General features: G+C 63.8%; 19 protein-coding genes and 1 tRNA gene. 10 read left to right on the forward strand and 10 right to left on the reverse strand.

What is annotated here, in order from left to right:
- Positions 1–562 (forward strand): UDP binding domain-containing protein (locus GPT33_RS08320; RefSeq protein ID WP_296807270.1); only part of this gene is annotated, 562 nt, incomplete at its 5' end.
- A gap of 105 nt (positions 563–667) precedes the next feature.
- Here the strand turns inward: GPT33_RS08320 and GPT33_RS08325 are convergent.
- From GPT33_RS08325 to GPT33_RS08355, 7 genes are all read right to left on the reverse strand, one after another.
- Entirely contained in the window at positions 668–2,161 is a 1,494-nt protein-coding gene (locus GPT33_RS08325) for an outer membrane protein transport protein (protein WP_296807273.1), read from the reverse strand.
- Between the two features lie 525 nt (positions 2,162–2,686).
- Positions 2,687–3,283, reverse strand: coding sequence for an aminoacyl-tRNA hydrolase (gene pth, locus GPT33_RS08330; RefSeq protein WP_296807276.1), 597 nt, complete (start codon positions 3,281–3,283; stop codon positions 2,687–2,689).
- A 177-nt stretch (positions 3,284–3,460) separates the two neighbouring features.
- Positions 3,461–4,075 (reverse strand): 50S ribosomal protein L25/general stress protein Ctc, encoded by a 615-nt coding sequence (locus GPT33_RS08335; RefSeq protein WP_296807279.1) that lies wholly within the window; start codon positions 4,073–4,075, stop codon positions 3,461–3,463.
- Positions 4,076–4,155: 80 nt separating this feature from the next.
- The gene (locus GPT33_RS08340) at positions 4,156–5,109 is read right to left on the reverse strand and encodes a ribose-phosphate diphosphokinase (RefSeq protein WP_007191165.1); all 954 of its coding nucleotides are present in this window, start codon (positions 5,107–5,109) and stop codon (positions 4,156–4,158) included.
- 228 nt (positions 5,110–5,337) lie between these two features.
- Positions 5,338–5,412: transfer RNA gene (locus tag GPT33_RS08345), tRNA-Gln, on the reverse strand.
- Between the two features lie 45 nt (positions 5,413–5,457).
- Positions 5,458–6,330, reverse strand: coding sequence for a 4-(cytidine 5'-diphospho)-2-C-methyl-D-erythritol kinase (ispE, locus tag GPT33_RS08350; RefSeq protein ID WP_363929143.1), 873 nt, complete (start codon positions 6,328–6,330; stop codon positions 5,458–5,460).
- Entirely contained in the window at positions 6,327–8,126 is a 1,800-nt protein-coding gene (locus GPT33_RS08355; RefSeq protein WP_296807281.1) for a tetratricopeptide repeat protein, read from the reverse strand. Before GPT33_RS08355 ends, ispE begins: the two co-directional genes overlap by 4 nt.
- A gap of 174 nt (positions 8,127–8,300) precedes the next feature.
- On the opposite strand from GPT33_RS08355, the gene hemA reads away from it, so the two are divergent.
- The 4 genes from hemA (at position 8,301) to GPT33_RS08375 (ending at position 12,177) form a co-directional block, all read left to right on the forward strand.
- A complete protein-coding gene (gene hemA / locus GPT33_RS08360; RefSeq protein WP_296807284.1) occupies positions 8,301–9,575 on the forward strand; it encodes a glutamyl-tRNA reductase in 1,275 nt (424 codons plus the stop codon).
- Entirely contained in the window at positions 9,572–10,651 is a 1,080-nt protein-coding gene (gene prfA, locus GPT33_RS08365; RefSeq protein ID WP_296807287.1) for a peptide chain release factor 1, read from the forward strand. Before hemA ends, prfA begins: the two co-directional genes overlap by 4 nt.
- A 106-nt stretch (positions 10,652–10,757) precedes the next feature.
- The gene (prmC, locus tag GPT33_RS08370) at positions 10,758–11,600 is read left to right on the forward strand and encodes a peptide chain release factor N(5)-glutamine methyltransferase (RefSeq protein ID WP_296807290.1); all 843 of its coding nucleotides are present in this window, start codon (positions 10,758–10,760) and stop codon (positions 11,598–11,600) included.
- Between the two features lie 187 nt (positions 11,601–11,787).
- Entirely contained in the window at positions 11,788–12,177 is a 390-nt protein-coding gene (locus GPT33_RS08375; RefSeq protein WP_296807293.1) for a hypothetical protein, read from the forward strand.
- A gap of 80 nt (positions 12,178–12,257) precedes the next feature.
- Here the strand turns inward: GPT33_RS08375 and GPT33_RS08380 are convergent, their stop codons facing one another.
- The gene (locus GPT33_RS08380; RefSeq protein ID WP_296807295.1) at positions 12,258–13,076 is read right to left on the reverse strand and encodes a lysophospholipid acyltransferase family protein; all 819 of its coding nucleotides are present in this window, start codon (positions 13,074–13,076) and stop codon (positions 12,258–12,260) included.
- Between the two features lie 82 nt (positions 13,077–13,158).
- On the opposite strand from GPT33_RS08380, the gene GPT33_RS08385 reads away from it, so the two are divergent.
- The 3 genes from GPT33_RS08385 to GPT33_RS08395 all read left to right on the forward strand — a co-directional run bounded on the left by GPT33_RS08385 (position 13,159) and on the right by GPT33_RS08395 (position 15,206).
- Positions 13,159–13,569 carry a hypothetical protein gene (locus tag GPT33_RS08385; protein ID WP_296807298.1) on the forward strand — a complete coding sequence of 137 codons (411 nt, stop codon included), beginning with the start codon at positions 13,159–13,161 and terminating at the stop codon, positions 13,567–13,569.
- A 191-nt stretch (positions 13,570–13,760) separates the two neighbouring features.
- Complete coding sequence (locus GPT33_RS08390; RefSeq protein ID WP_296807301.1) at positions 13,761–14,510, forward strand: molybdopterin-synthase adenylyltransferase MoeB; 750 nt, start codon at positions 13,761–13,763, stop codon at positions 14,508–14,510.
- Between the two features lie 156 nt (positions 14,511–14,666).
- Positions 14,667–15,206 carry a hypothetical protein gene (locus GPT33_RS08395; protein WP_296807304.1) on the forward strand — a complete coding sequence of 180 codons (540 nt, stop codon included), beginning with the start codon at positions 14,667–14,669 and terminating at the stop codon, positions 15,204–15,206.
- Positions 15,207–15,248: 42 nt separating this feature from the next.
- On the opposite strand, the gene ubiA is transcribed toward GPT33_RS08395, so the two are convergent.
- Positions 15,249–16,160: a 4-hydroxybenzoate octaprenyltransferase gene (gene ubiA / locus GPT33_RS08400; protein WP_296807308.1), complete on the reverse strand. Its 912-nt coding sequence runs from the start codon at positions 16,158–16,160 to the stop codon at positions 15,249–15,251.
- 191 nt (positions 16,161–16,351) lie between these two features.
- Here ubiA and GPT33_RS08405 point away from each other — a divergent pair, with 191 nt between their 5' ends.
- Positions 16,352–17,374, forward strand: a complete 1,023-nt coding sequence (locus GPT33_RS08405; protein WP_296807311.1) for an SUMF1/EgtB/PvdO family nonheme iron enzyme — start codon at positions 16,352–16,354, stop codon at positions 17,372–17,374.
- 187 nt (positions 17,375–17,561) lie between these two features.
- Here the strand turns inward: GPT33_RS08405 and GPT33_RS08410 are convergent, their stop codons facing one another.
- Positions 17,562–19,565, reverse strand: a complete 2,004-nt coding sequence (locus tag GPT33_RS08410) for a cytochrome c3 family protein (RefSeq protein WP_296807313.1) — start codon at positions 19,563–19,565, stop codon at positions 17,562–17,564.
- Positions 19,566–20,099: 534 nt separating this feature from the next.
- Here GPT33_RS08410 and GPT33_RS08415 point away from each other — a divergent pair.
- Entirely contained in the window at positions 20,100–21,527 is a 1,428-nt protein-coding gene (locus GPT33_RS08415) for an efflux RND transporter periplasmic adaptor subunit (RefSeq protein WP_296807316.1), read from the forward strand.
- Positions 21,528–21,626: the final 99 nt, after the last annotated feature.

Below are 21,626 nucleotides of genomic sequence, written 5' to 3' on the forward strand. Positions count from 1 at the left end.
CTGCGGCTACGGCGGCTCATGCTTCCCGAAGGATGTGCGTGCGCTCGAGCGGACCGCACGCAACCTGGGATATGACCCGCAGCTGCTGCATGCCGTCGAGGCGGTGAACTTCCGCCAGAAGGATCTGCTCTTCAAGAAGATCAACGCGCATTTCAACGGCGATCTGCAAGGCCGCACCATCGCCCTTTGGGGGCTCTCGTTCAAGCCCAACACGGATGATATGCGTGAGGCATCGAGTCGCGTCTTGATGGAATCGCTCTGGGAGGCCGGCGCAAAGGTGCAAGCATTCGACCCGGTTGCCATACCGGAGACACGCCGCATCTACGGCGAGCGAGCCGATCTTGCACTGCTCGACGATGCCGAATCCGCGTTGGAGGGGGCCGACGCGCTCGCCGTCCTAACCGAGTGGGCGCAGTTTCGAAGCCCGGATTTCGGGATGATCAAGGACAGGCTCAAGGCCGGAGTGATCTTCGACGGTCGCAACATCCTCGACGGACACCTCGCGACCGCAACCGGACTGACCTATATCTCGATCGGTCGCTTACCGATGACGGCGCAATAACGACCGAAGCGGATCGCCCGCGGGCGCGGGCCCCGAGTCCGACCCGACAAAGGCGGCCACGACGCTCGCCCGACAAGGCGCAGGGCAAGCGTCGTCGACGGCCCGTCAGAAGCGGTGATTCCAACCGATCTGAATATCCATCTGCTCCATGTAGATGGATCCCGATTGAGCCTGAGTGATGCTGGGGCTCGTGCCGCTCAACTCTTCCTCCGGCATGTAGGAGAAGGCGAGTGCGAACTCATCCTTCTCCGTAAAGCGGTAGGATGCGCCCAAGGTAAGGTGCCAACGAATGGTCGCTGGCGCCATGATGTTCAGCAGGGCCTGCCGTCCGGAGGCGAACTCGGTGTTGTAGCTCACGCCGCCCATCAGACTCAGCTTCTCGTCGTGATCGTAACGCACACCGACCTTGAAGATGTCCATGCTGTCCCATCCAAACCCGAGTCCGTCATCCCCGCCCAAACAGAACGCGGGTTTGGGACCTGAGGTGAAGCATGGAGAGATGTCGTTGTCGTTCGAGTTGGAAATCGACGAGACCTCGCCGTAGAAGATCCGCTCGTAGTCGAACGCAAATGTCAGGTCCGGCCGCGCCTTGAACGACACGCCGAAGTTCAACATCGCAGGGATATCGAACTCACCTCCATCGGCGAACAGTCCCTTGTAGTCGTCGAACTCCGACATCCACATCTTGGTGCGATACGACATCCCGAACGCCAGTTGATCGGTCACCTCGCCGTACCATCCCAGATGCAGGCCGGCGCCGTAGGACCAGTCGGTTCCGTTGTTCGAGACCTTATCCGGGTACAAGGAGGCCGCGCGGAAAGGCTGAAGCCCTTTGACCTCAATACTCTGCATCGCAAAGACCGGTGCGATACCGACCGATTGCTTGCCGTCGGCAAACTTGAAGGTGTAGGGGATCTCGATAAACAGCTGCTCGAGGTTGACCCCGGTCGAGCCGGTCGCGCTCAGGAAACCGCCGGGGTTGGCATTGTTGCCGTTCGGCGGCGGGGGCATGTTCGGGTCAGTGACCGGCATCGGCGGATTGGTCTGCGTAAACAGAAGACCGCCGGGGCTCGCGATGGTGCCGGGGGGCGGCGCCATGCCGGGTCCGATCGCCAGCTGATTGGGTGCCGCGGCGAAGTTCTCCCAGACCGGACGGTCCCGATAATCGCTGTTCATCCCGCCGTTGCCGAATACGCTAAAGCCGATCGTGCTTTTTTCATCGAGCTCGTAATTGAAACCGAAGCTCGGGATCAGAAACCAATCCCCTTCGCTGTCGTATCGGCCGGGAGTAATGAAAGGCCCGGTCGGAAAGCCCGAGGCGGGGTCGACCGCGAAGTCGTTGTTGGCGTCGTAGCCCCGCGGCGAGGGACTAAAGAATGCCAAACCTACATCAAGAGAGGTCCCTACGAATGCCATTCCGGCGGGGTTCGTGGCCGTGACGAGCGTGTCCTGCGGCAACGCCGCAGCGACACCCGCCATCGCCTTGGATTTAGTGCCCCAGCCGTGGGAAAAATATCCATTGGTCGCCAATGCCAGTGTGGGCACGGATGCGCACGCAATGACTGCAGCCGTCAACGGCCACTTCGCTGTTCTGTTCATGTGCGAGAAGTCCTCCAATCGTCATGCCGTTTGAACGGCTAATTTTGTCGTTGGGACGGTCGAACCCCGTTCGACGGGCAAGCCAAGTCCGGGATCGACGGAAAGTCGAATTCGGAGTTGAGCCGTCATTGAAAGCCGCGGAGACGACCTCGCCCGCCGACCGGTCGGAGGACTTCGGATTCAGTGCGAGCGATTGCCCGATCCCGAATACGGCGTCATTCGACGGGATGCTTGCGGAAGGCGCGGTTAGGCACTTTTAGGGAAAGAGCCGAGCACACGGCGATCACGGAGATCAGAGGGAATACTCGGCTCGGGATTGCGATTTGTCAAACTCCGCTAAACCGCGTCAGGAGTCAACGATCGACACTTGCTGCTGACTCGCACTCGACGGACATCGTCGATGCTGTCGCTGACGCGGTTTAGGAAGAAAAATCAGAATCTTAAAGGATTTCAGGCGTGGCTCTCACGGGCTCGGCCGTTGCGGGGTCGAGTGCGCGCGAACCACACATGGGAACCGAACGACACTCAATCGCGCCGTTGGGAATGGAGACGATTCATGGCGATCTGAAAGCGGCCGGCAACGAGGTCCTCGAGGATCCGCTCGGCATCGGCAAGGGATGCGTTGATCTGCTCGGCGTCGGCCTTGGACGGACGTCCGAGGACATAGCCTGTCACCAAGGTGCGGTCGCCGGGATGGGCGATCCCGATCCGCAGACGCCAAAAGTCACGGCTGCCCCCGAGCGCGGCGATGGTGTCGCGCAGCCCGTTGTGCCCGGCATGACCTCCGCCCTGTTTAAGGCGAACCTGGCCGACGGGGTGGTCGAGCTCGTCGTGAGCAACGAGGATTTGCTCGGGAGGGATGGAATAGAAGCGGGCAACCGCGGCTATCGATTGACCGCTGCGGTTCATGTAGGTCGAGGGCTTGAGTAAGCGCAAATCCGCGCCGCCGACTCGAGCTCGGGCGAGCTGGCCGAAGAACTTGGACTCGGCGCGAAAGGTCTCGCGAAAATCCTCGGCAATCCGATCGACGAGCCAAAAGCCGACGTTGTGACGCGTCGCCTCGTACTGCTCGCCGGGATTGCCGAGACCGACAATGAGGCGGATGCCGGCGGGTTCGCTCACCGGACACCACCGCTCGAGAGCCGCCCCCCGCTCGGCGAGGGACGGCGCAATCGAAACGCTCGGCACGGGCATCGAAGGCCGGAGAACCGGCCCTCGTACCTTCGGCGGTCATCGAGTATCCCTTGCTCAGGGCGGCGAATCCGCACCGTCGTCGTCCGCGCAAAGCGCCCGCTGATGTCAGACGCCTTCCTCTTCGCCTTCGCCTTCGGTCTCGTCGCCGCCCCCGCGCGGACCGTAGACCATGGCGACGGCTTCGTCCGAGTCCGGGGTATGCGCGAGGCTGACACCCTCGGGCATCGAGATATCCGACAAATGGATGATTTGGCCGATATCCATATCGCCCATGTCGACGACGATGAACTCAGGGAGATCCTTCGGCAGACAGACGATCTCGAGCTCGGTGATGTTGTGGGACACCTGCCCGCCCATCTTGACGCCTTTGGAGGTGTCCTCGTTGATGAAATGCAAGGGCACGCTCATGCGCAGCTTCTCGTCCTGCGTGATCCGCAGAAAGTCCACATGCTGCACGAAGGGCTTCGCGGGATGGCGCTGCAGGTCCTTCAAAACGACCTTCACCGAGCGCTCCCCGATCTTCAGGTCAAGGACGTGCGAGTAGAATGCCTCGTGCTCGAGGTGCTTGAGCAGCTCGTTATGGCCGACCGAGACCATCTCGGGCTCCTGATGACCACCGTAGACGATGGCGGGCACCTGCCCGGTGCGACGCAGGCGGCGGCTCGCACCCGTTCCTGCCATGGCGCGGGTCTGCGCGTTGATCTCGAAACTGACGCTCATCGGCGTTCTCCGGTTGATGATGACAACAAAAACGCGTCGGATCCCGCGACCAGGACCGCAACGCTGGAATGGATGGGATGCTAGTCCACGAACAGCGAGCTGACCGACTCTTCGTTCGAGACGCGCCGCATGGTCTCGGCAAGCAGCTCCCCGATACTCAGCTGTCTGATCTTGGGGCACGCTTTCGCCGCCGGACGCAACGGAATGGTATTGGTGACCACCAGCTCGTCGAGCTGGGAGACCGAGATGTTGTCGACGGCCGGCCCCGAGAGCACCGCGTGGGTGCAGTAAGCCACGACCCGACAGGCACCGGCTTCCTTCAGCGCCGCAGCCGCACGACACAGGGTCCCGGCCGTGTCGACCAGGTCGTCGACGATGACGCAGGAACGGTCTCGAACATCGCCGATGATGTTCATGACCTTGGCCTCGTTGGCCCGCGGACGGCGCTTGTCGATGATCGCGAGATCCGCATCGTCGAGACGTTTCGCAAGCGCGCGCGCCCGAACCACGCCGCCGACATCCGGCGAGACGACCATGAGATCGTCGTAGCGCTTACGCCAAACATCACCCAATAGGATCGGCGAGGCGTAGACGTTGTCGACAGGGATGTCGAAGAAACCCTGAATCTGGTCCGCGTGCAGATCGACCGTCAGAACACGATCGGCGCCGGACTGGCCGATCATCTTCGCGACCAGTCGCGCAGTGATCGGAACGCGCGCGGATCGCGGCCGTCGATCCTGCCGGGCATAGCCGAAGTAAGGGATGACAGCGGTGATGCGCTTGGCCGACGCCCAGCGCAGCGCGTCGATCATCACCAACAGCTCCATCAGATTGTCATTCGTCGGAGCCCCCGTCGGCTGCACGACGAAGATATCGCGCCCGCGAACGTTCTCCTGGATTTCGGCCATCACCTCGCCGTCGCTGAACTGACCGACGACGGCCTTGCCGAGCGGGACGCTCAGATAACCGGCGATCTCGACCGAGAGCTCCGGATTGGCATTTCCGGAAAAAACCATCAAATGGCTGGCGGGCACTGGCAATGTCCTGACGTCTCGCTGGAGGGATCCTAAAATCCAGCCTCGAATGACAACCGACGACTCATCGGCAGACATGCGAGGCCAAGGTAAGCCGAGCCCTTGAAGAATCGCTGCAGACGCAAAACGACTCCGGGCTCGCGGCCGCCGCGCGACGGTGACAGGCGGCCCACGAAGGCCGATCTCACATCAATCGGCACATGTCGCGGGACGCGGCTCGACAGGGTATGGCTGGGGCGCCAGGATTCGAACCTGGGGGTGCCGGGATCAAAACCCGGTGCCTTACCGCTTGGCTACGCCCCAAAAACTGAACTCGACTTCAAAAGCACGCGGTGTCCCGATACAGGGTTACGGCAATGTGTCAATGTACGCAAGCAAGGGCGAGCGATTCAGCCCCCGCGCGACGAATGCACGCATCTCGGGCGGGCACTGCTCAAGCGCTCGCAGCGCCTCGGAGCGGTCTTCGAAGACCGCAAACACACAGGCTCCGGTTCCGGTCAACCGCCCGCCTCCCCAGCCCGAGAGCCAATCGAGGGCCGCGGCAACCGGCGCGTACTCCTGCCTCACGACGCTCAGACAGTCGTTCACAACTTCGCCCGCAACGAAGTCGGCTAGTGTGGCGGGCGTCGAATCTCGTGTCAACTCAGGATGCGTGAACACATCCCTTGTAGAGACCGAGCACGGGGGAGACAGCACCAGATACCAGGGCTCGGGCAACTCCACCGGCGTCAGACGCTCGCCCACGCCCTCCCCCCAAGCCGCGAGTCCGCGCACGAAGACAGGCACGTCGGCACCCAATGGCAAGGCGAGCTCCGCGAGGGCGTTCTCGTCGAGACCGGTTGCCCAGAGACGATTGAGCGCAACCAGCGTGGTTGCTGCGTCGGAGCTGCCGCCGCCGAGTCCGCCGCCCATCGGCAGCACCTTTTCGCAGCGGATGTTCGCCCCGAGGCGGCACCCGGTCGCCTCCCGGAGCGTCAGTGCGGCGCGCACCGTAAGGTCATTCTCGGGCGCGACGCCGGGGACCTCGGCGAGACGGTTGATCAATCCGTCCTCGCGCACCTCGAGTCGAAGCCGATCGCAACGGTCGATGAATTGGAACACCGTCTGCAACTCATGATAGCCGTCGGGTCGACGCCCGACGATGCGTAGCATCAGATTGAGCTTCGCGGGCGCGGGCCACATCGTCATGCCGGACGGCTCGAGCGTGAATGACTCGCTCATCGGGCCGGCTCGCCGCCGGAGGCCCGGTGACGCTCCATCACGTCTTTGAGATAGTCGTGATCCGGATACTCCTTCGCCGCCGCCTCCCATATTTCCAGGGCCTCTTCACGACGATTCATGACCCACAGGACCTCGCCGAGGTGTGCGGCGATCTCCGCGTCGCTCATCAGCTCGAGCGCGCGCTGCAAATACTCGACCGCGGTCTCGTAGTCGCCGAGTCGGTAATGAATCCACCCCATGCTGTCGAGGATTGCCGGCTCTTCCGGCTTGAGTGCGTAGGCCTTTTCGATGTAGACCTTGGCTTCCGCGTAGCGGTCGGTTCGGTCCGCCAAGGTATAGCCGAGTGCGTTCAGGGCATCGGCATGCTCCGGGTCGATCTCGATGATCCGCCGCAGATCTTGCTCGGCGAGGGCGATCCGATCGAGCTTGACGGCCGAGAGTGCCCGCGCGTAAAGCAGGTTTTCGTCGTCCGGAAAGGCTTTCAAAGCACTGTCGAAGACGCTCATCGCCTCATCCGGCCGTCCGACCGATTCGAGAATCTCGGTCTCGACAAGGTAGAGAAGCACGGCGTTCTCGGGCCCGCGGTCGCGCAACTGCTGGAGGATCTCGCGTGCTCGGTGAACATCGCCGCCCTTCGCGCTCAACAACGCGGTGCGGATTTGCGCATCGACCGCATTTGCGCCCCCGACCTTGGCGTACCACTCCAGGGCGGCCTCATTGTTCTCGGCACGCTCCTCGACTTGGCCCAGATAGAAAGCGGCGTCGTCACGACGCTCTCCGGTCTCGTAGAGACGGGAAAAGTAGATGCGTGCCCCGTCCGTGTCTTCGAGCTGCAACGACAGTACCCCGACGGCAAAGAGGACATCCGGCTCTTTGGGCCGATTGTCCAGGAGCCGCTGAAAGACATCCCGCGCGCCGGAGAACTCCTCCTCTTCGACGAGGAACTGGCCGTACAACATCCGCAGTGCCTGATCGTCCGGACTGCCTGCGAGATATTCCTCCAGCAACGACCGCGCTTCGCCGCGCTTGTCCGAGGAGATCAGCAACTTCACGAGAAAGAGTCTCGGCTTGTTCCATTCCGGACGCAGCTCGAGTGCCCGGCGCGCGGCGGCATCGGCGATGTCGAGCTGCGACGCGCTGGCGGCCACCATCGCGAGCGACTGCTGCGCATGTGCGCTGTCCGGAAACTGGTCGGCCAGGGCCTGCATCAGTCCGACACGGGCCTCGGAGGTCGGTGCGCGCGAGATGATCGCCGCGGCATGACCGAACGCCGCGTCCGGGTCCTCCGGGGAGAGCTGCACGAGGCGCATCAGATGCATGAGCGCCCCCTCATGGTCGTTCGCCTTGATGCGGGAGAAGGCGCCGACCTGATGTGCGCCGGTGGATTCCGGATCGAGATCCAGCCACTGCCGCAGGCCCTGCTCGGTCGCCGCGTCGTTGCCTGAATTGATGGACGCACGCACGGCCAGCTCGGCCAAGCGGGGATCCCGCGTCAGATTCGCGGCCTCCAAGTAGGAGGTAAATGCCGTGTCCATGTCGCCACGTCGCGCGGCGATCTCGGCAACCAGGACGGCGTAGACCTGATCGGCCGTCAAACCCTCCGAGACGACCGATGCGGCAGCCTTGGCGGGATCGGCAGACGCGTCGGCGGAGCGCTCGGGTTGCGGGGAGGTCGGCACCGAACTAGGCGCGGGACTCGGCACTGGATCCGAGGACTGCGCAAAAGCCCCGGCGAACGAGAGCGCCGAAACGACAAAGAAACCGCCGACGGCGGAGAGCAAAAACGAGCGTGGCATGGATTTGATCCGGCAAGAGCCAATCGAACGACGATTGTGATCGTGAGAGCCCAGTATAACGAAGCAGTTCCGTCCGCCCACACTCGAAAAACCACAAGATCCACGTCGGTGGGTTTTCATCGACCCCCGAAAGTCGGACAATCGCGAGGATCACCACCTGACATCCTCAGAACTATGAAGCTGCTTGTCCTCGGACTCAATCACAAGACGGCGCCGGTCGATGTCCGCGAGCGGCTCGCCTTCGGCCCCGACATCATCGTCGGCGCCTTGCGCGACCTCACCAATTGCGACGGTATCGCCGAGGGTGTCGTGCTCTCCACCTGCAACCGCACCGAAATTTACTGTGCGGTGCAGGATTGCTCCGAAGAGGCGGCTCGGCACTGGTTGAGCCGCTTCCACGGGGTCGAGCACGAGCGGGTGGGACCGTTTCTCTACGCCCACATCGGGCGCGATGCCGTCACCCACCTGCTGCGTGTGTGCAGCGGGCTCGACTCGATGGTCCTGGGCGAGCCGCAGATCCTCGGTCAGGTGAAGACCGCCTACCAAACCGCGACGGACTGTACCGCCACCGGGAAGCTGCTCGGACGTCTCTTCCAGCACGCCTTCTCGGTTGCCAAGACCGTCCGCACCGAGACCGCAATCGGCAGCAGCCCGGTCTCGGTCGCTTTCGCCGCGGTGAATCTCGCACGCCAGATCTTCAGCGACCTCTCCCGACAGACCGCACTCTTGATCGGCGCCGGCGAGACCATCGAGCTGGCGGCCCGCCATCTGCACCGCGCCGGAATCGGTCGCATCATCGTCGCGAACCGTACCGTCGAGCGCGCCCATGAGCTGGCCGCCCAGTTCGACGGATACGCGATCGCCCTGGCCGAGATCGGCAACCACTTGGCCGAGGCCGACATCGTCATCGCCTCCACCGCCAGCCCCTTGCCGGTGCTCGGCAAAGGCACGGTGGAGCGCGCACTGAAAAAGCGCAAGCATCGTCCGATGTTCATGGTCGACATCGCGGTGCCGCGCGACATCGAGCCCGAGGTCCGGGAGCTCAGCGACATCTATCTCTACACCATCGACGATCTGCAGGGTGTCATCGACGAGGGCCTGCGCTCGCGTCAGGCCGCCGCCGCTCAGGCCGAGGACATCATCGCCTTCCACGCCGACGAGTTCATGGCCTGGCTGCGCTCGTTGGATGCCGCCGGGCTCATTCAGGACTATCGCCAACGCGCCGAAGAGCTGCGCGACGATGTCCTCGCGCGCGCGCAGCGCCAGCTCGACGCCGGCAAACCGCCGACCGAGGTCCTCAACTATCTCGCCCACACCCTGACGAACAAGCTGTTGCATGCGCCTAGCTCGCGTCTGCGGCAAGCTGCACGCGAGGGCGAGGCGGAGATCCTGGTGGCCGCCAACGAGCTCTTCCAGCTCGATCCGAACCGGGCCGTCTCCACGCAATGAATCCATCGATCCGGGGCAAGCTGGAGCGTCTCTCGGAGCGCTTCGGCGAGGTGGTTGCCTTGCTTGCCGAGTCCGAGACCCAGTCCGATCAGAATCGTTTTCGCGAGTTGAGTCGGGAATACGCGCAGCTCGAGCCCCTCATCGCGGCCTACAACCGGTATCGCGCGGCGGAGCTCGACATGGCTGCTGCCGAAGAGATGCTCGCCGATCCGGAGATGACCGCGCTTGCGCGCGAGGAGATGGCCGAGGCAAGCGACCGGCGCGCGCAGCTTGAGCCCGAGGTCTTTCGCCTCCTCGTCCCTCCGGATCCCGACGATCAGCGCAACGTCTTTCTCGAGGTCCGCGCCGGCACCGGCGGTGCCGAGGCCGCACTCTTCGCCGGCGACCTCCTACGCATGTACCTGCGCTATGCCGAGCTGATGCGCTGGCAGGTCGAGCCGATCGCCGAGAGCCTCGGCGAGCTCGGCGGGTACAAAGAGGTCATCGTGCGCATCATCGGCAACGGCGTCTTCTCGCGTCTCAAATTCGAGCCCGGCGCGCACCGCGTGCAGCGTGTTCCGGAGACCGAGTCCCAAGGCCGGGTCCACACCTCCGCCTGTACCGTCGCAGTGATGCCCGAGGCCGATTCGATCGATTCCATCGCGATCAACCCAAGCGAGCTGCGCATCGACACCTATCGCTCCTCGGGCGCGGGTGGTCAGCATGTCAACAAGACCGACTCGGCGATCCGCATCACCCACCTACCCTCCGGGATCGTCGTCGAGTGCCAAGAGGAGCGCTCCCAGCACAAGAACCGGGCGAAGGCCATGTCGCTGCTGCAGGCCAAGCTGCTCTCCGGCGCACGTGAGACCCAGGCCTCCGAGCAGGCACAATCGCGCAAGCTCCAGGTCGGCAGCGGCGACCGCTCCGAGCGGATCCGAACCTACAACTTTCCGCAGAACCGATTGACCGACCATCGCATCAACCTGACCCTCTACAAGCTCGACGAGATCATGACGGGCCAGCTCGATCAGATCATCGACCCGCTCCTGCAGGAGTATCAGGCCGAAGAGCTGACCGCGATGATGCATGACTGAGACCGGATCGGACGAGGCCGCATCGCAGCGGACCGGGTCGGAAACGGCTGGTTCTGAACGTGTTGCCTCGGAGCCGGAGACAGGACCCCGCGGAACATCGCGCGCAGTGGAGCTCAGCGTCGACACCGTCCTGCAGGAGGCAACGTCGGCGCTCGCCACCATCCCCGACGGTACGCCTCGCTTGGAAGCCGAGCTGCTCCTGACCGAAGCGACAGGCTGGTCGCGGACCCGACTCTTCGCCTGGCCCGATCACCCCGTCGCACCCGATGCCTACGCCCGCTTCCACGCACTCCTCGGCCGCCGTTTGGCCGGCGAGCCCATCGCCTACATCCGCGGTCGCCAGGAGTTCTGGAGCCTGGAGCTCCACGTCACGCCCGCAACCCTGATCCCGCGCCCGGAGACCGAGCTGCTGGTCGAGACGGCGCTCGAGTCTCTACTCCCCGACGCGCCCCTACGGGTCGCCGACCTCGGCACCGGCAGCGGCGCGATCGCTGCCGCCTTGGCCACCGAGCGACCCGCGTGGCACCTCTTCGCGACGGATCGCTCTCCCGACGCGCTCGAGATCGCTCGCGAGAACCTCGTCCGCCTCACTCTGGGAAACCTGTCTCTGCTCAGGGCAAACTGGTCGGACGCGTTCGCGCCCGCCAGCCTGGATGCCATCGTGAGCAACCCCCCCTATGTCGCTGCAGGCGACCCGCATCTCACCCGCGGCGATCTTCGCTACGAGCCCCGCGAGGCACTCACCCCCGGCGGCGACGGCCTCGAGGCCTATCGTGCGATCGCGGCCGATGCACGCCGCTGCCTGAGTCCCGGCGGATGGCTCCTCCTCGAGCATGGTTACGACCAAGGCACCGATATTCGCCGCATCCTCGCCGAATTCGGCCTGAGTGCGCCAAGCACCCGAACCGACCTCGCCGGCCACGACCGCCTGACCCTCGCCCGCGGGTGATTGGGGGTCTTCCAGAAGGTGTCCAGTGAGCCGAATGAGCGACAAGCCACGGCTGATGGCTGATGGCCGGAAGCCGGAGGCTGGAGGCTGGAAGCCAGCCGCTGCCGGACCATTTCCCGACTACTTGACTCAGACTCCGACCGTCAGTATATTAGCATTAACTTATTTTATACCAGCGCAAAGACTCATGAAATCAACCTCGATCCTCCTGATCGCTACCTTGGTCGGCTCATCCGCCGTGGTCGCCGACACCCGGCCTCTCGCAATTAGCCTCGACGGCAGCTTCGAGAACGAACCTAGCTTCGCGACGCAGGCCGGTCACGACTGGTATCAACAGCAGCGCCGGATCGCCGCCGAGCTCATGGCCGAGCACATGCTGGCCCGGCTGCACGAAGCATCCGACGAGGTCGTGACAGATGCCTGCATCCATGGCGACGCCTCGCCGAGCGGTCGGTTCGCGAGTGCCGAGTTGGAGCAGATCGCCCACGCCTTGGCGGATCCGCGTGTGATCGAGCTCTTGGAGAACAGCGCCTACTACGCTGCGGTCATCGAGGGGCGCGGATCGGTCACGAACTAACCGCGTCGGGTTTCGGCAAACAAAGCCGGGGCGTTTTCCAGCGACCCGGCTTTTTTGCGTATAGAGCGACCGCCCGCCCCTCACAGGTGTTCGAGCGTGGCGCGAATCCAGTCCTCCGCCGACTCGTTCACCGCCTTCGGGGTCTTTCCCGCGCAATCGATCGGCTCGCCGATGACGACCCGGATGGTGCCGGGGAAGCGCCACAGCGACCGCGCCGGCCAGCAGTCACCGGCGTTGTGGGCGATCGGAACGACCCGTCGCCCGGCACGGCAGGCCAACATAGCGCCCCCGGCATTGAATCGCGCCACACGACCGGGCGGTTGACGGGTGCCTTCCGGATAGATGACGACGCTGATCCCTTGATCGAGCCGCTCCTGGCCCAGGCGCAAGATGGTCTTCAATGCCTGTCCCGGCTGGCCTCGATCGATCGCGATCGGCCGCAGCAGGATGAGCGCCCAACCGAAGAAAGGTACCCAAAGGAGCTCGCGCTTGAGCACCGTCGCCTGGGGCATGAGGAGCAACTGAAGGTAGAAGGTCTCCCACTGGCTTTGGTGATTGGCCAAGACCACCACCGGCTCGCCCCGCGGGAGTTTCTCCAGCCCGCTGACCTCGATCTCGACACCGTTGAGCCGACGCAGCAACCACATGGTCGCTTGCGTCCAGAGGTTGACGAATCGATAGCGCTGCTCGAAGGTCTGGAAGGGAGCCACGGCGACGGATGCGAGGCTGTGAACGATCCCCATGAGGTTGTAGAGCACGAAGAAGAGGATACTGCGCAGCCGGATACCGAGGCCGATCCGACGCGAGACGCGAGCGTCTCGGCCGGATCGTTCCGGTCGCTCGGGGTTCCGCCCCTGCCGGAGTGCAATATCTGCGTCGGGAAGGTCTCTTTCGGTCATGCGCTGTCCCATGACTGGTTACCCTAGATCGGGCAGTATTCCGCTTTGAGAATTCCGATGCCGCGATTAGCATAAGGATACCATGCACATCTCAGACGCCGACCGCATCAAGTCCCGCGAGATCCCCTTCCAGGAGATCCATCCGGATCCGCATCAGGCGGCTACCGCCGCACGGTTCCTGAAGGATGTGGACGGCATCCTCGACATCGACCCCATCGCGCCGATCCTTCTCAGGGTCACCTACGACGTGCTCGTCACCCGCCTCCAAGAGATCGAAGAGGCCCTGACCGAGCTGGGTCTCCACATCGACAACCACTTGATTTACCGTGTAAAACGTGCTCTCTACTACTACACGGAAGACACGTTCCGCGCCAACTGCGGCTGCCCGAACGGCGAGAGCAACTGCACCAAGAAGGTCTTCGCCAAGCGCTACGAGCTGATCGAGCACGGATGTCGGGACGATCGGCCGGAGCATTGGCGGCGGTATTTATAGCTTCCAGACGCCAGCCTTCAGCCTCCTGCCTTCAGCATGTTGACCGCGGCCATCACCCCGATTTCCGTCCTCAAGCGAGTCGCACCTGATGCGCGTGACCTGAACGCTCGGCGGCCGGTCACCGAAGGCAGACCCGTCGGCGGAATGCTCCAAGCAACGACGGGCCGCAGGCCGGAAGCCGGAGGCTCCGAATGACCGACGCCGAGCTTCTGCGCTACAGCCGCCAGATCCTGCTGTCCGATTTCGGGATCGAGGGTCAGGAGCGGCTGCGGGCATCCAGCATCTTGGTGGTCGGGCTAGGCGGACTGGGCTCGCCCGTCGCCATGTATCTGGCTGCGGCCGGCGTCGGGCGGATCGTGCTGGCGGACTTCGACGCGGTGGATCTCTCCAACCTCCAGCGCCAGATCATCCACACGAGCGCGCAAATCGGACGGCCGAAGGCGGAATCCGCCCGCGTCGCACTCGCCGCGCTCAACCCGGATGTGGAGCTGGTCACCGTCAAACGTAGTCTCGTCGAGGAGACGCTGCCGGGCATCGTCGCCGATGTGGATCTGGTGCTCGACTGCTGTGACAACTTCGCGACCCGGTTTGCCGTCAACGCAGCCTGTGTGGCTTCCGGTGTCCCGCTCGTGAGCGGCGCGGCGATCCGTCTCGAGGGCCAAGTCACGGCCTTCTCCGGCCAACCCGGCGGACCCTGCTATCAGTGTCTCTATCCGCGTGACGGCGGCATCGACGAGACCTGCTCGGCCAACGGGGTGCTGGCCCCGGTAGTCGGCATTATCGGCAGCATTCAAGCAACCGAGGCGATCAAGATCCTAACCGGACTGGGCGAGCCCCTGTTCGGGCGCCTCTTGCTGCTGGATGCGGCGTTGATGCAATGGCGTAGCCTGCGCTTGCCTTCCGATCCGCAATGCCCGATCTGTTCCGTCACGCGCGCATGAGTCAAGAGGCCGATGATTCGCTCTTCACGGCGGGCTTCAAGGACAGCCGCTCGAGCGACTGACACGCGGCGACAGATCCACGTGCATCGGTGCGCGTTTTCGCGAACAGGCGCACCCGGTTTTTTCACACGAGCAGTCCAACAGGTCACCCGTCTCATGCGTTTCGAAATCAGCCCCGATCAAATCAAAAAGGCCAACGTCCCACACGAACTGTTCCTGACCAACCTGATCGCCAACCACATCCTGCTCGCTGTCGCGATGGGCGGCTTGGCCGGAAGCTTTCCCTGGGTAATGGCCATCATCCCGGCCATTTCCTTCAGCATCCTCGGCTTCACTCTCTGGCGCGCGAAGCACGGCATCGGGCGAGACTCCTGGTACGTCATGTGTCACTGGCAGGTCTGCGCGAAACGCAGCCGGATCTTTCTGGTGATGCTCGGTCTGCTTCTGACCGCCGTCGTGCTCGGCTGGGTCGGCTATACCTACGGCGGGATGATGAAGGAGGCGGTCTGGGCGCTGGTGATCGGCGTCGGAATCCTACCCGTAATGGCTACGGTTCTCGTCTTGATCATCGTCGAGTCCGATGCCCTCTATCACGCCAATCAGGCCAAGCTCCCGGATTGGGTCGTCGCGCGCTTCCCGAACGCGGAGGCCCGGATCATCGAGGATGAAACGCACATCACCCATCCCGCACCTTGACACGCGAAACCGATCTGGGCAGATCAGTCGATCCGACCGGGATCACGCTCCCGTGGCGAAGGCATAGTCGAGCACCAGCCCGACGAAGATCGCCATGCCGAAGTAGTTGTTGTTCAGGAATGCCTTGAAGCAGGGCCCCGGCGCTCGCTCCCGAATCAACGCCTGTTGATAGAGCGCCAGCCCCGAGGCGACGGCCAAACCGCCGAAGAAAAACAACCCACGCCCGGCCAGCTGCCCGATCCACATCAACAACCCGAGCATCAGCACCTGCAGCACCCCGATGACCAAACGATCCCGCTCGCCGAACAGAATCGCGGTCGATTTAATCCCGATCTTCAGATCATCCTCGCGATCGACCATGGCGTACTGGGTGTCGTAGATCAGCGCCCAGAGCAGGGTCGCGACGAACAAGAGCCAGGCATACCCCGGAATGCCGCCGGTCACCGCCGTGAAGGCCATCGGAATGGCCCATCCAAAGGCCGCGCCGAGAAACAACTGAGGCACATGGGTGAAGCGCTTCATAAAGGGATAGATCAGGGTCAGCAGGGCCGCGACCACCGACAGCGCCACCGTCTGCCAGTTCATGAAGAGCACCAACCCGAACGCGACGAGAGACAGAATCACGAAGACCGCCACCGCCTCTTGCGGAGAAACCGCACCGGTCGCCAGCGGCCGTTCACGGGTGCGCGCAACATGCCCGTCGAAATCCCGATCCGCGAAATCGTTGATCGCGCATCCGGCCGAGCGCATCAACACGACCCCGAGCACGAAGACCGTGACCACCTGCCAAGGCGGCTGACCGTCCCCGGCCAGCCACAAGGCCCAAAGCGCCGGCCACATCAAGAGAAAGATGCCGATCGGCCGATGCAGACGCACCAGCAACACGTAGGCATGCAAGCGCTCGCGCCAGGACAGCGAACGCCGGCTGCCGGTCTTGACCTCGGGAAAGCTCATATCGCCAATCGTCATCCGGGCTGATGTGAAGATCGAAAATCGCGCCGAATTATCGCACAGGCACAGACGCAGGAAGACGCGCGGTTTAGAATCCGCGCGTCGTGATACCGCGCAGTCCGGTTCGCCGGCGGTCCACCACCGCGTTTAACCTTAGGTTTAATCCGCCAACCCGAACACGAGGAATCCATCCCGTGCGCCATTCAACGATCCTGCTCTTGGGCATCGCCGTGCTCTTGCCCCATGCGACATTCGCCGCGGAGACCACCGGCGCGGTGCGTATCTTCACCATCCCCGGAGACGCGCAGTTGTTTGTCGACGGCGAGCGCAAAGGCACCTCGCCGAGCACGACCCAAGAGACCTTCCTGATCCATCTCGCCCCGGGCGAGTATCGCATCGAGGCCCGCCGAGACGGCTTCGACCCGGCCGAGCAAGAGGTCTTCGTCGCCGCCGGGACTGAGCAAACCCTGCAACTCAGCCTCGCCCCGGAGATTGCCATGGTCTCGATCTCCGCCGGTTGCTTCCTGATGGGCAGTCCGCCCGACGAGCCCGAGCGCGATCCAGACGAGGGACCTCAGCATGAGGTTTGCGTCCCCGCCTTCGAGATCGGCAAGCGCGAAGTCACCTTCGCCGACTGGGACGCCTGCGTCCTCGACCGGGGCTGCACCAAGAACCCATCCGACGAGGGCTGGGGCCGCGGCGATCGTCCCGTGATCAACGTCTCCTGGGACGACATCCAGGAATACCTGCGCTGGCTGAACCGTCTCACCGACAAGGGCTACCGACTGCCCACCGAGGCGGAATGGGAGTACGCCGCACGCGCCGGCACGACGACGCCCTTCAGCACCGGCGCCTGCATCAGTACCGATCAGGCGAACTACGACGGCACCTTCGAGTACGCCGGTTGCGGACAACCGACCGACGTCAATCTGGGCCGCACGGCGCCGACCGGCAGCTATCCGCCGAACCCGTGGGGGCTGCTCGACATGCACGGCAACGTCAACGAGCTGACCCAAGACTGCTGGAACGGCGGTTTCGACGGCGCACCCACCGACGGAAGCGCCTGGCTTGAAGGCGATTGCGCGAAACGGGTGATGCGCAGCGGCTCCTGGTACGGCTACGCCGGCTACATGCGCTCGGCCTACCGCTGCCGCGTCGGTCCCGGATTCAACCATCGCAGCATCGGGTTCCGCATCGCGCGCTCGCCGGGGGCCTGAGGCGAATTCCGGGAACTGAACACCTCGATGAACCGGTAGGATGGGTGGAGCGTCAGCGAAACCCATCCTCCAAAGCGCCGCGTTGCCGGATGTCGGTCCAATGCGCTTGGCGCGGGCTGGATGGGTTTCGCTTTGCTCTACCCATCCTACGTGTTTCGGTTGTTTTTGAATCGCTCCTAACGCCCGTTCAATGGCCGCTTAAAACGTCGAAATACCCCTTCAGCACCAACCCGGCCAAGATCAAGCCGATGATGATCATCCAGCCGGTGACCTTGCGCCCCGCCTGACGTGCGCGTTCGGTCGGCGGCTTGATCAGATATTTCTCGAGCTCGCCGCTCGCCTCGAGCCGCTCGTACTCGAGCGCGTGCTCATGCTTGAACTCCTCGAGCGGCACGGCGCCGGTCGCCATGACGATGTCCATCGGCCACTTCTCGGGGCGGAAATGGACGTTGAAGTAGTGCACGGTGAAGAGGAAGACCGCAGCCAGAATTGCCTCCTCGGCATGCACGATGGTCGCGATGTTGAACACCCAACCCGGCAGGAAGGACGCGGTCACGGTGGGGAACCAGAGCATCAGACCGCTCAGGCCGATGATCATCATGCCCCAGAAGGGCGCCCAGTAATCGAACTTCTCCCAATAGGACCAGCGGTCGAACTTCGGCCGCGGCGCCATCCCGAAGAACCACTTGAACATGGCGCCGATGTCGCGGATGTCCTGCCAATTGGGCACCATCGAGGTCGGACCGAACCACCGGAATTCCTTGCCTGCACGCGCGATGTTGACGATGACGACGATCAGGTGACCGAAGAAGACGGTCGCGAAGGTCACCGCGGCGACACGGTGGATCACGGCGGCGACCTTGGGCCCGCCCAGCAGATTCATGACGTACTGCGCCCACGCCTGCTCGGCGAAGAGCACGGCCGTGCCGGTGAGGACCAAGACCATGACGGCGATGGCCAACACACCGTGCGCAAGCCGCCAGCCGCCGCTGAAACGCCTGAAATAGACCTGGGGCGGATTGGCCGGATCGACGCGGTAGCCCTTGCCGTCCTTGCGCTCGCGCCATTCGCGATAGATCCATAAGAGCATGTGCGTCCAGAAGAAGAGGAAGACCCCGATGATCAGGAATTCCATGAACCGGGCGGCGATCCACATCTCCGGGTAGTTCTCGAAATCGTTGGCGTCGCCGTGTGCGTGAAAGCCGAGGAAGCCCTCGGGCGCGCCCTCGTGGCACTGGCGGCAGGTCTCCAACCGATTGTTCGGATGCACCTTCGACGCCGGGTCGTCGACATCCATGATCCCGTGACTGCCGTGACAGTCGTAACACTTGGCGGTGTGCGTATAGCCCAGACGCACCACCTGGCCGTGATAGGACTTCTCGTAGGTCTCGACCTGCTTCTGATGACAGCTCCCGCAGTTCTCGGTAATGGCGAGCTTGACCTTGGTCTGATCGGGCGAGTCGATGTTGTGCGGGGTGTGGCAATCCGAGCAGATGGCGGAGCCTGCGTTCTGCTTCTCGATGACGGCGGTGCCGTGAACGGACTCCGCGTAGTGCTCCTTCTGCTCCTCGTGACAGCGACCGCAGACCTCGTGAATCCGGCTGCGATGCTCGGCGCGCGCCGCGCTGCCCACGGTGCCGATGTCGTGACCGTCATGGCAGTCGTAGCAGGTCGCGTTTGTCTTGGACTGATCCAGCAGATTGGGCCGCGCGTGGACCGAGGCCATGTAGCCGTCGATCTGAGACAGGACCACATCGAGCCGCCGGTACTCGGGATCCGTGCTGCCGTACTGAAGCTCGGCCGTCTTGAGATGGCAGGCCACGCAGCCGATGCTCTTGGGCAGCGGGATCTCGTGGATCGCCTTCTTGACCGTGTTGTGGCAGCCGACACAGGGTTGCTTGCCGTGCACGCTGTGCTCGAAGCGCTCGCGATCCACATAGATGTTGATCACGGTGCCGTCGTCGCGCTCGGAGGTCTTCTCGTCCTCGTCGTTGTGACACTTCAGGCAGCGCGCGTTCGGGATCGACGGAAGATCCAGCGCCTCGGCAAGGGTCGGCGGTTTTTCGGCCGGAGGCGAATCCGACCCGGCCTTCTCGTCACTCGCCGCCCCGGCGAGTCCCGCCGAAAGCACTAGGCCGAGCACGAGCAACGCAGGGAACCATATAAGACGGTTGCGCAATCTAGGGGACATCGATGTCCTCGCCGAAACAGGTTGAGATCAAGTGGCCGCGGTGCGCGAAAACGCTGCGGTCCTCCTGCTGCGGGGCGCGATGCTGCATTGGCCCGGTCGATGCCGCCGGGATCAGGAATCGACAGGCGCGTTTATACCATCGCCCGAGCTGCTCCGACAGGGGCGAACGCCCTCCGGCGAAGCGCGCTCGAGCAACAACCACCGTCGAGCTTGCACGACGCTGTCGATTGCGTCGCATCCCGCGCATGATTCGGTGTCGCCCGGCCCCACCTCCGCGGCGCTGCGCTGTACAATCCGCGCCATCGCGACTTTGCACCATGCGGCCGTTCGAGGCCGCCCCCGGGAGCACTATGACCAACCGCGTCCCCGTCTCCTTGCCGCCCCCCCGAGAGGTTCGGGCCGGCATCGCTCGGCGCTCGGACAAGGCCGCCCTGCCCCGCCTCCGACTTGAACTCCAGCCCGATTCCCCGCCGCCCCCGCATTCCGGATGAGGATGTTGGCGCATATCCCTTGCCCCAAGGAGAGGCATCGCCCATGAGAACGACGCTTTCAAGAACACCCGGCCGACGCGCGGGCGCGTGGCTCGACGCGACGCTGCCGATGCTGACCGCTTCGCTTCTGACCCTGACGGTCGGCTCGACGGCGCTCGCAGCGGATAAGCCCGCCGCGGGCGCGGACAAGACCCCTCCCCCGCCGGCCGTCGTGGTCGCCGCTGTGGAGACCCAACTGGTGGACCACCACGGCCGCTTCATCGGGACCATCCAGGCGATTCAACAGGTCAACGTCCAGGCGCGGGTCGAGGGGTTCCTGGATGAGGTCGCATTCAACCAGGGCTCGCTGGTCAAGACCGGACAGGTCCTCTACCAGATCGAGCAGCCCCCGTTCCAGGCCCAGCTCGACGCGGCCAACGCCGAGTTGGCCTCGGCCGTCGCCGAGGTCGCAAAGGCCGAGGCAGACCTGCTGGACGCGCAGGCCCAGTTCGAGCGCTTCTCGGCACTGGTGAAGAAGGGCGACACATCCCAGTCCGAGTTCGACCGGTCGCGGGCCCAGCGTGACATGGCCCAAGCGAACGTGGACAAGGCCAAAGCCGCCGTGCTTCAGGCCCAAGCGGACATCAAGACCGCCCAGATCAACCTCGGCTACACGACCATCGCGAGCCCGATCGACGGGCGCATCGGCGCGACCAACTTTACCGTCGGCAACCTCGTCGGGCCGAGCAGCAAGGTCCTCTCCACCGTGGTGCAACTCGACCCGATCCGTGCCGTCTTCTCGATCCCGAGCGCGGACTTCGTGCGTGTCACGGAGAAGGCCGGCACCCCTGGAGAAAACTTCGGAGACTACGTGCCCGAGCTGATCCTCCCGACAGGCGCGACCTACGGCGAAAAAGGGACGATCGCCTTCGTCGACAACCAGGTCAACGCCAGCACCGGCTCGATCGCCATCTATGCGGACTTCCCCAACCCGGAAGGCGTGCTGCTGCCGGGCCAGTTCATCACGGCGGTCATCCACACCGCGGAGCAGAAGCGCCAGCCCGTGATTCCGGCCGGTGCCGTCATCCAGACCAAGGACGGCAAACAGGTCTATGTCGTGGGTCCGGACAATCGGGTGGCCTTACGCACCATCAAGACGGGCAGCCAGATGGGAACCGACTTCGTCGTCGATGCCGGATTGAAGGAAGGCGAGATCGTCGTCGTCTCGGGCATTCAGAAGATCAAGCCGGGAATGGTGGTCACGCCGACCCAAGCGGCTGCGACCGAAGGAACGCAGAGTGCCAAGGCCGAAGGCACAAGCGACGCTTCTTCCGAGAAGGCACCTACCGCGCCCGCGAGCGAGACCGGCGGCACCAAGCCCGAGCCGACAAAGCCCGAGCCGACAGAGCCTGAGCCAACGGAGCCGGAGAAAACGAAGAAAGACGGCGCGGAGCAGACCACACCCCAACCTGCGTCGAAGACAGGGAGCTGATTATGATCTCCAAGGTCTTCGTCGATCGACCACGCCTCGCAGCAGTGGTCTCGACCATCATCGTGGTGGCCGGGCTCCTGTCGATCTTCAGCATCCCGG

Source organism: Thiocapsa sp. (genome assembly GCF_011390875.1).
GTDB lineage: Bacteria > Pseudomonadota > Gammaproteobacteria > Chromatiales > Chromatiaceae > Thiocapsa.